This is a genomic window from Streptomyces lonarensis (genome assembly GCF_012033735.1).
Classification (GTDB): Bacteria; Actinomycetota; Actinomycetes; order Streptomycetales; family Streptomycetaceae; genus Streptomyces; species Streptomyces lonarensis.
The window spans coordinates 1-8,388 of record NZ_JAAVJD010000234.1 but is presented as its reverse complement, the minus strand read 5'-3'; the positions used below and the strand labels follow the sequence as shown (position 1 = coordinate 8,388).

General features: G+C 73.9%; 8 protein-coding genes. 6 read left to right on the top strand and 2 right to left on the bottom strand.

Annotated elements, in window-relative coordinates:
- Positions 1-114 precede the first annotated feature (114 nt).
- From HCN56_RS21345 to HCN56_RS21330, 4 genes are all read left to right on the top strand, one after another.
- On the top strand, positions 115-1,578 hold the full coding sequence (locus HCN56_RS21345) for an MFS transporter (RefSeq protein WP_167973577.1): 1,464 nt from the start codon (positions 115-117) through the stop codon (positions 1,576-1,578).
- Between the two features lie 114 nt (positions 1,579-1,692).
- Positions 1,693-3,474 carry a DEAD/DEAH box helicase gene (locus HCN56_RS21340; RefSeq protein WP_167973575.1) on the top strand — a complete coding sequence of 594 codons (1,782 nt, stop codon included), beginning with the start codon at positions 1,693-1,695 and terminating at the stop codon, positions 3,472-3,474.
- A gap of 443 nt (positions 3,475-3,917) precedes the next feature.
- The gene (locus HCN56_RS21335) at positions 3,918-4,562 is read left to right on the top strand and encodes an IclR family transcriptional regulator (protein ID WP_167973573.1); all 645 of its coding nucleotides are present in this window, start codon (positions 3,918-3,920) and stop codon (positions 4,560-4,562) included.
- A gap of 87 nt (positions 4,563-4,649) precedes the next feature.
- Positions 4,650-5,444, top strand: a complete 795-nt coding sequence (locus HCN56_RS21330) for a hypothetical protein (RefSeq protein ID WP_209313014.1) — start codon at positions 4,650-4,652, stop codon at positions 5,442-5,444.
- 109 nt (positions 5,445-5,553) lie between these two features.
- On the opposite strand, the gene hppD is transcribed toward HCN56_RS21330, so the two are convergent.
- Complete coding sequence (gene hppD, locus HCN56_RS21325) at positions 5,554-6,720, bottom strand: 4-hydroxyphenylpyruvate dioxygenase (protein WP_167973571.1); 1,167 nt, start codon at positions 6,718-6,720, stop codon at positions 5,554-5,556.
- Positions 6,721-6,830: 110 nt separating this feature from the next.
- Between hppD and HCN56_RS21320 the strand changes: the two genes are divergently transcribed.
- Entirely contained in the window at positions 6,831-7,322 is a 492-nt protein-coding gene (locus tag HCN56_RS21320; protein ID WP_167973579.1) for an Lrp/AsnC family transcriptional regulator, read from the top strand.
- A gap of 102 nt (positions 7,323-7,424) precedes the next feature.
- Here HCN56_RS21320 and HCN56_RS21315 read toward each other — a convergent pair whose 3' ends face one another.
- Positions 7,425-7,895, bottom strand: coding sequence for an SsgA family sporulation/cell division regulator (locus HCN56_RS21315; RefSeq protein WP_209313015.1), 471 nt, complete (start codon positions 7,893-7,895; stop codon positions 7,425-7,427).
- A 298-nt stretch (positions 7,896-8,193) separates the two neighbouring features.
- On the opposite strand from HCN56_RS21315, the gene HCN56_RS21310 reads away from it, so the two are divergent.
- A partial coding sequence (locus tag HCN56_RS21310) for a DUF2510 domain-containing protein (protein WP_167973568.1) occupies positions 8,194-8,388 on the top strand: 195 nt, incomplete at its 3' end.

Here is an 8,388-nt window from a genome sequence, read left to right as displayed (position 1 = left end):
GCCGCCCGGCCGCGTGCCCGGCCCCCGCGGGGGCCGGGCACGCGGCCGGGCGGCGGTGCGGATCACACCGACGCCCCGGTGCGCACCGCCGGGCGGGGTCCCTACGGTAGGGGCATGAAGCCCGCTCCCGGCAGTGACGCCGGTACCCAGGAGGCCGTACCGGCGCAGGCGGCGCCGCCGCAGGAGCGCGGGGGAGTGCTCGGCCCGCGCCACCGGGCGCTGACCCTCGGCAGCGTCAGCGTCATCCTGCTGATCGCCTTCGAGGCCATGGCCGTCGGCACGGCGATGCCGGCCGCCGCGGAACAGCTGGACGGCATCGGGCTCTACGCCTTCGCCTTCTCCGCCTTCTTCACCACCAGCCTGCTGGGGATGACCGTCTCGGGGCAGTGGTGCGACCGCAGCGGACCGGCCGCGCCGGTCATCGGCGGCATCGCCGTCTTCTGCGGCGGGCTCCTGCTCTCGGGCGCCGCCCCGAACATGCTGGTCTTCATCCTCGGGCGCGCGGGGCAGGGCGCCGGCGCGGGGCTGATCATCGTCGCGCTGTACGTCACCGTGCGGATCGCGTACCCCGAGGAGCTGCGCCCCGCAGCGCTCGCCGCGTTCTCCGCGGCGTGGGTGGTGCCGTCGATGCTGGGGCCGGTCCTCGCCGGCCTGGTCGCCGAGCACCTCGGCTGGCGCTGGGTCTTCCTGGGCATCACCGGGCTGGTGGTGCTGCCCCTGCTGGTGATGCTGCCCGCGCTGCGCCGTGCCGCGTCCGGCCCGCCGGAGGGCGGCCCGGGCCGGTTCGACCGCCGGCGGCTGCGGCTCGCGGTCGCGCTCGCCGCCGGTGCGGGGCTGGTCCAGTACGGCGGCCAGGACCTGAGCTGGCTCTCGGTGGTGCCGGTCGCCGTGGGGGCGGTGCTCCTGGCGCCCGCCGCGGTGCGGCTGATGCCCCCGGGGACCTTCCGGGCGGCGCGCGGGCTGCCGTCGGTGGTGCTGCTCCGCGGCCTCGCCTCCGCCGCCTTCCTCTCGACGCAGATGTTCGTGCCGCTGATGCTGGTCACGCAGCGCGGACTCGGCTACTCCCAGGCCGGGTTGGCCCTGGCGGCGGGCGGCGTCAGCTGGGCGCTCGGCTCCTGGACCCAGTCCCGCTCCCGTCTGGAGCCGCACCGGCTGCGGCTGGTGCGGGGCGGCACGGTGCTGGTGGCGGTCGGTGTCGCCGCCACCCCGCTGGTGCTGCTGTCCGCCGTCCCCGTCTGGTTCCCGGCGCTCAGCCTGTCCGTGGGCTGCTTCGGCATGGGGCTGGTGATCACCTCCATGGGGGTGCTGGTGCTGCGCTACTCCTCGCCGGAGGCCAGCGGCGGCAACATCTCCGCGCTGCAGATCTGCGACGCCCTGCTGAACGTGGTGATGCTCACGCTGGTGGGCTCCGCCTTCGCCGTGCTGGGCGGCGGCAGCGTCGCCGGACACGCCGTCACCTCGGGGTCCGACGTCGGCCCGGGGGCGTTCCTGGTGGTGTACGCGGCGGCCACCGCGGTGGCCCTGCTCGCGGTGCTGGTCGCGGGGCGGTTGCGGCCGCCGACGGGGTCCGGCGGCTGACCGGCGCGGGCCGGGGGAGTGGCGCGGCGCACGTCCGGCGGTGCCGCCGGGGCGCTCCCCGCTCCGGGTAGGCTGACGCGGTCGTCCACCCCCGTCCCACCGTTTTCGAGGACCGTGACTACCACCACCAGCACCCATCTCTCCCCGGCCTTCCCCGGCCGTGCGCCCTGGGGCACCGCGAACAAGCTGCGTGCCTGGCAGGAAGCCGCGATGGGCTCGTACATCGAGCAGCAGCCGCAGGACTTCCTCGCGGTGGCGACCCCCGGCGCCGGCAAGACGACGTTCGCGCTGACGCTGGCGTCCTGGCTGCTCCACCACCACGTCGTCCAGCAGGTCACCGTGGTGGCGCCCACCGAGCACCTGAAGAAGCAGTGGGCGGAGGCGGCCGCCCGGATAGGCATCCGCCTGGACCCGGAGTACAGCGCCGGGCCGCTCCACAAGTCCTACCAGGGCGTCGCGGTCACCTACGCCGGCGTCGGCGTCCGGCCGATGCTGCACCGCAACCGCTGCGAGCAGCGCAAGACCCTGGTGATCCTCGACGAGATCCACCACGCCGGGGACTCGCGCTCCTGGGGCGAGGCGTGCCTGGAGGCGTTCGAGCCCGCCACCCGGCGGCTGGCGCTGACCGGGACGCCGTTCCGGTCGGACACCAACCCGATCCCCTTCGTCACCTACGCCGAGGGCAACGACGGCATCCGCCGCTCCTCGGCCGACTACACCTACGGCTACGGCAGCGCGCTCTCCGACGGCGTGGTGCGGCCGGTCATCTTCCTCTCCTACAGCGGCAACATGCGCTGGCGGACCAAGGCGGGCGACGAGATCGAGGCGCGGCTCGGCGAGCCGCTGACCAAGGACGCCAACTCGCAGGCGTGGCGCACCGCGCTCGATCCGCGGGGCGAGTGGATGCCGCAGGTGCTCGGCGCCGCCGACCGGCGGCTCACCGAGGTGCGGCGGGCCATCCCCGACGCCGGCGCGCTGGTCATCGCCACCGACCAGGACTCCGCCCGCGCCTACGCCAAGCTGATCCGCGAGATCACCGGGGAGGCCGCCACCGTCGTCCTCTCCGACGACACGGGCGCCTCCGAGCGGATCGACGAGTTCCGCCTGGGCGACAGCCGGTGGATGGTGGCGGTCCGCATGGTCTCGGAGGGCGTCGACGTGCCGCGGCTGGCGGTCGGCGTCTACGCGACCACCATCTCCACCCCGCTGTTCTTCGCGCAGGCGGTCGGCCGCTTCGTGCGGTCCCGGCGCCGCGGTGAGACGGCCTCGGTCTTCCTGCCCACCGTCCCCTCGCTGCTCACCTTCGCCCACGAGATGGAGGTGGAGCGCGACCACGTCCTGGACCGGCCGAAGAAGGGGGACGACGACCCCTACGCCGAGGAGGCCGACCTGCTGAAGGAGGCCGAGAAGCAGCAGGACGAGGACACCGGCGAGGACGAGCAGCTGAAATGGGAGGCGCTGGGCTCCGACGCGGTCTTCGACCGGGTCATGTACGACGGCGCCGAGTTCGGCATGCAGGCGCACCCCGGCAGCGAGGAGGAGCAGGACTATCTCGGCATCCCGGGGCTGCTCGAACCGGACCAGGTGCAGATGCTGCTCCAGAAGCGCCAGTCGCGGCAGATCGCCCACAGCCGGAAGAAGCCCGACGAGGAGGCCGACCTCGTCGAACTCCCCGCCGAGCGGCGGCCGGTCGTCACCCACCAGGAGCTGCGTGAGCTCCGCCGCGAGCTGCACGGCCTCGTCGGCGCCTACGCCCACCAGACCGGCAAGCCGCACGGCTCGATCCACAACGAGCTGCGGCGCAGCTGCGGCGGCCCGCCGACCGCGGAGGCGACCCCCAACCAGCTGCGGCAGCGGATGGCCAAGGTCCGGGAGTGGGCCACGCGCATGAAGTGAGTTCACGCGTGGTGAGCGAGCCGCAGGGCCCGCCGGGGCGACCACCGCCCGGCGGGCCCTCGCGCGTCCACCTCTCGGGTGCGTGCGGGGGCGGGGGCGCGGGGGTCGGCCGGGAGGGGCAGGAACCGTCGGGCGGCGGTATACGCGGATTGCGAAGGGTTCCCCGTGATGTGGGGCATCCGGCGACCTCGTCGGAGATTTCCGGCCTTCCGGGATGAACAGCTGCTTTTGGTGTGATCGGATTGTGAACAGGCCCTTCCGCTCAGCGGTGCGCCTGTATAGGTTTTCCGGCACGCGCAAGCCGCTCCAGCGGCCCGGTGCGCAGCCGGCCCGGCACTGAAACCACTGCACCCGGCGGCCCTCGCCCGTGCCCGCCCCCGGCCCTCCGGGGGCCGGCGTCCGGCGACCGCGGGAGCCGCCGGTCCCATCGAGAAGGGGGCGGCGTGACCGCGGAGACCTCGCAGACGCTCGACCGTGGGCTGCGCGTCCTCAAGCTCCTGGCCGACACCGACCACGGGTTGACGGTGACAGAGCTGTCCCGCCGACTCGGCGTCAACCGCACCGTCGTCTACCGGCTGCTCGCCACCCTGGAACAGCACGCCCTGGTACGCCGCGACGCCGGCGGCCGGGCCCGCGTCGGTGTCGGCGTCCTCGGCCTGGGGCGCCAGGTCCACCCGCTGGTCCGGGAGGCGGCGCTGCCCGCGCTGCGCACGCTGGCCGAGGAGATCGGCGCCACCGCCCATCTGACCGTGGTGGACGGGGAGGACGCGCTGGCGGTCGCCGTCGTGGAACCGAGCTGGACCGACTACCACGTCGCCTACCGGACCGGCTTCCGCCACCCGCTCGACCGGGGCGCCGCCGGCCGGGCGATCCTGACCGGCCGCTGCAAGGACATCGACGACGAGGACGGATTCGTCCTCACCCACGGCGAGTTGGAGGCCGGCGCGAGCGGGGCGGCCGCGCCGCTGCCGCCGGGGTGCGGCATCGAGGGCAGCGTCGGCGTGGTGATGCTCAACGACAGCGTGCCGCCCATGGTCGGGCCGCGGGTGGTGCGGGCCGCCCGGGAGATCGCCGAAGCGCTGCGCTGACCGCCCTCCGGCTCCGCCGATCCGCGCCGGCCGCCCCGTGGGTGCGCGCGCGCCGGCCGCCCGCGGGGGTGCGTTAGATTCGCTGCCATGTCGCCGTCCCTCCCCTCCCGCAACCGCGTCGTGCTGCTCCTCTGCACGGCGGCCGTCGCCCTCCTGCTCGCGGTCGCCGCGCTCGCCCCGCTGCCGTTCTCGGTCGCGCACCCCGGCGCCACGGTCGACGTGCTGGGCGAGGACAACGGCGAGCCCGTCATCTCGGTCGACGGCACCGGGACGCGGAGCCCCGAGGGGGAGCTGCGGATGACGACGATCATGGCGACCGGACCCGACGCCGCCGTCCGGCTGCCCGAGGTGGTGCGCGGCTACCTCTCCGACCAGCGCGCCGTGCTGCCGCGCAGCTCGGTCTACCCGGTGGGCGACACCACCGAGGAGATCCGCGAGCACAACACGGCCCAGATGACGGCCTCCCAGGGGGCCGCGGTGGACGCGGCGCTGGCACGGCTGGAGATCGACCCCGCCACGGTCGCGATCGATCTGCGGCTGGAGGACGTCGGCGGCCCCAGCGCCGGACTGCTGTTCTCGCTGGGCATCATCGACCTGCTGGAAGGCGACGGGGAGGGCGGCGACCTCACCGGCGGCCGGGTGGTCGCCGGTACCGGTACCATCGCGCCCGACGGCACCGTCGGCTCCGTCGGCGGTGTCCCGCTCAAGACGCACGCCGCGCGCCGCGACGGCGCCGAGGTCTTCCTCGTGCCGGCGGCCGAGTGCGCCGACGCGGCCGGGAACAGCCCCGAGGGGCTGCTGCTGATCCCGGTGGGGACGCTGGACGACGCGCTGTCGGGGCTGCGCGCGCTGAACGACGGCGAGCCCGTCCCGTCCTGCTGACCGCCGACCGGCCCGCGGTGCGCCGGGGTGCCGGGACGCCCGCCCGCCGGAACGCCGGCGGCCCGCCACGGTGGGACCGTGACGGGCCGCCGGCCTCCCGGACCGGGGGTCAGAGGTTGCCGCGCTTGTCCTGCTCGCGCTCGATCGCCTCGAAGAGCGCCTTGAAGTTGCCCTTGCCGAAGCCGAGCGAGCCGTGGCGCTCGATCATCTCGAAGAAGACCGTCGGCCGGTCCTGGACCGGCTTGGTGAAGATCTGCAGCAGGTAGCCGTCCTCGTCGCGGTCGGCGAGGATCTTCAGCTCCCGCAGGGTGTCGATCGGGACGCGGGTGTCGCCCACCCACTCGCCGAGCGTGTCGTAGTACGAGTCCGGCACGTCCAGGAAGCTGACGCCGGCGGCCCGCATCGACCGGACGGTGTTGACGATGTCGTTGGTGGCCAGCGCGATGTGCTGCACCCCGGGGCCGCCGTAGAACTCCAGGTACTCGTCGATCTGCGACTTCTTCTTCGCGATCGCCGGCTCGTTGATCGGGAACTTCACCTTGCGGGTGCCGTCGGCGACGACCTTCGACATCAGCGCCGAGTACTCGGTGGCGATGTCGTCGCCGACGAACTCCTTCATGTTGGTGAAGCCCATGACCCGGTTGTAGAACTGCACCCACTCGTTCATCCGGCCGAGCTCCACGTTGCCGACGCAGTGGTCGACCGCCTGGAAGAACCGCTTGGCCGGCGGGGCCGTGATCGGCTCGGCGGCGGCGAACCCCGGCAGGTAGGGACCGCGGTAGTCGCGGCGCTCCACCAGGGTGTGGCGGGTCTGACCGTAGGTGGCGATCGCGGCCATCACCACCGTGCCGTGCTCGTCACTCAGTTCGAACGGCTCGCGCAGGCCGGTGGCGCCCTGCCGGACCGCCTCGGCGTACGCGGCGCGCGTGTCCGGCACCTCCAGGGCCAGGTCCACCACGCCGTCGCCGTGCTCGGCGACGTGCTGCTCCAGGAACTTGCCGTGCTCGGTGGCCGCCTTGATGACCGAGGTCAGCACGAACCGGGCCGACCCCGACTCCAGGACGTAGGAGGCGGTCTCCCGTGAGCCGTTCTCCGGGCCGGAGTAGGCGACCAGCCGCATGCCGAAAGCGGTGGAGTAGTAGTGCGCGGCCTGCTTGGCGTTGCCCACGGCGAAGACGATCGCGTCCATGCCCTTGACGGGGAAGGCGTCCGCTTCGCGGCTCGCGCCGGTGGTCGGGGCGGGGGTCTCGGGGGTGTCAGCCGTCGTTCCAGTCATGCGAGCAGCGTCCTCTCCATCGACATCGTGCGCAATAGTTCCCGCTGCGACTGGACAATCTGTACAGCTGCTCTTGGATTCACCCGGTCGATGTGTGCACGATGACCACCGTGAGCATCGACGAGTTGGACGGCCGGCTGCTGGAGCTGCTGGCGCGGGAGCCCCGCATCGGGGTCCAGGAGGCGGCCCGCCGGCTGGGCGTCGCCCGCGGCACCGCCCAGGCGCGGCTGGAGAAGCTGCGCACCGGCGGCGTCATCCGCGGCTTCGGCCCCGAGGTCGACCCGGCGGCCATCGGGTTCCCGGTGACCGCCTTCGCGACGCTGGAGATCAAGCAGGGACAGGGGCTGGAGGTCCGGGAGCACCTGCGCGGGGTGCCGGAGGTGCTGGAGCTCCACACCATCACCGGTCAGGGTGACATGCTCTGCCGGCTGGTGGCCCGCTCCAACGCCGACCTGCAGCGGGTCATCGACCGGGTCGTCGGTTTCGAGGGCATCGTGCGTGCCGCCACGGCGATCGTGATGGAGAACCCCGTCCCGCTCCGGATGGTGCCGCTGGTGCGGGAGGCCGCCGGGTTGCGGGCATCCGACGAGAACCGCGGCTGACCCGCCCCGGTACGTGGGTCGCCGCCGCGGGCGGACCGGCACGGGGCGCCCCCGCGCCCCCGTGCCGGCCCGGCCCGCCGCGGCCCGCGCGGCCGCGCCGCGTCAGGCCGTGTCATCGCTGGACTCGTCGGAGGGCCAGGGGTCGGACAGGTAGAGGTCGTCGCCGGGCGCGGCGGCGAACAGCCCCGTCAACTCCTCGTCGAGGCCGAGCCGCTCGTGCTCCGACCCGGGCGGCACGGCGCGCAGCGTCCGGTCGAGCCAGGTCGAGACCGGCAGCGCCGGAGCCATCAGCAGCGCATCGCCGTCCGGCGAACTCAACGCCATGCAGACCACGTTCCGGCCGGCGCTCAGGGTCGGCCAGACCCGCACGTCACCGTGGCCGGCCGGTCGGAAGCAGCCCTCCACCATCAGCTCCCGGGCGAAGGTCCAGTGCACCGGGGCGTGCGATCCCACGTGGAAGGTGACATGGACGGCGAACGGGTCGTCCGACCGGTAGACCAGCCGGGCGGGTACGGACAGGGAACGACCGGGTGACAGCACCAGGTCGAGTTCCAGCTCGCGTTGAACGGTCATGGCGTGCACGTGTGCGCTCCTTCGGACGATCGGGTGGGTCCGTCCGGTTAGAGGGCCCCGGCGGCGGATCGTTACGCCGGTTGGCGAGGAAATTTCACGCGGGCGGAGTGGGCTGCGCCACAACGGCCCCCGGCCGTCGCCGTGTCGGGCGCCGCCACGGCGAGGACGGTCGCACGGGGCCGGGCGGTACCGCCGGGTGACACCGGGCGCCCCTCGCGGCGACGTACCATGCGTAGCCTGACGCCAAGCCACACGCGCGGACACCCCTGAGCACGGACGAGGAGAGTCGGACCCGCTCATGAGCTCCCCACCCGTAGGAGGCGCCGGCAGCAGCCCGGAGCCCAACTGGTACGCGGACCCGTCGATCCCCGGCTACATCCGGTTCTGGAGCGGCTCCGGATGGGTGCCCGGCACCAGCCGCCCCGAGCCGCCCCCGGGCCAGGCGCCGCCCGCGCCGCCCGGCTACGCCCGGCCCGAGCCGGCGGCCGAGCCC